Origin of the sequence: Kluyvera georgiana ATCC 51603, assembly GCF_001654985.1 — a bacterium.
In the GTDB taxonomy this organism is placed as follows: Bacteria; Pseudomonadota; Gammaproteobacteria; order Enterobacterales; family Enterobacteriaceae; genus Kluyvera; species Kluyvera georgiana.
Window position 1 is genome coordinate 1 of sequence record NZ_LXEU01000127.1, and the last position, 957, is coordinate 957.

Sequence of the window (957 nt, forward strand, 5' to 3'; positions counted from 1 at the left end):
GCAACAGTGCCCCTAATCGTGTTCAGCAGAATAGCCGGAGGAAGTTTCCTACTGTCGATAAGAAAGGATTGGCACAGGGAGTGTGAATATCGAAACACCATCACAGAATAATGCCAGATAGAAATGCGATAGTAGGGGTGGATATTTAAATAAGGAGCATCCCGACTTAAAATGAATATGACTGCGTAACCAGGCGCAATAAAAAAAGCGAAAGAATCGCTTTTATTCTGGTTGTTTTTTCGAAGAGTGACCGTTTTCTGAGATGACAAGAAATAAGGAAGTCCTATGATCGCTAGCGGAATAGTTCAAAAACTGAATGCGCAAATGAATCAGGAGTTTTATACCTCAAATTTGTATCTTCAGCTCAGCCAGAGGTGCAGCGAGAATAGCCTTAATGGCACCGCACTATTTTTGCGTCATCAGGCGCAAAATACGGTGACGCAAATGATGCGCATGTACGAATACATCAAACAGAGCGGCGCCACGCCGGTGTTACAGGAGCAACACGCCCGGTGCGGTGAATTTTCCACGCTGGAAGATCTGTTTGAGCAGACGGTAAGCGATTACCAGAAGCGCATTAATGCGCTGACCTCTTTGACGGAAGACGCCCAGGCAGCAAACGATAAGTCAGCGATTAACTTCCTGAAGCGATACAGAAAAGAGGAAATCGTGGACGGGACGCTGTTGCAAATCATTCTGGATGAAGTCCGCAGCGCTAAAAAAGCGGGCATCAACATGCAGCAAACCGACCACTATCTGGTTGGCGTGATCGATCGCTATCACTAAATCAATTTCGCAGTACGAGGAGGTTTTACGCCTCCTCAGAAAATCTGTTTTACATCAGAAACAGAGGTTTATGCCAGTGAACATTTGATACCCAACACGTCATAGTGATTTTTTAACTTAGCGTTTTTATATCGTGCCAAAAATGTCTCTGCTTGTGTCTTTATATTAAGG

1 protein-coding gene is annotated in these 957 nt (G+C 44.5%); it reads left to right on the forward strand.

What is annotated here, in order from left to right; translation table 11 throughout:
• Window positions 1-285: 285 nt before the first annotated feature.
• A complete protein-coding gene (locus M989_RS23960; protein WP_001752509.1) occupies window positions 286-786 on the forward strand; it encodes a non-heme ferritin-like protein in 501 nt (166 codons plus the stop codon).
• Window positions 787-957 lie beyond the last annotated feature (171 nt).

Excerpts from the sequence above, each read along its gene's own strand:
- M989_RS23960 (WP_001752509.1), top strand. The coding sequence starts at position 286 with ATGATCGCTAGCGGAATAGTTCAAAAACTGAATGCGCAAATGAATCAG.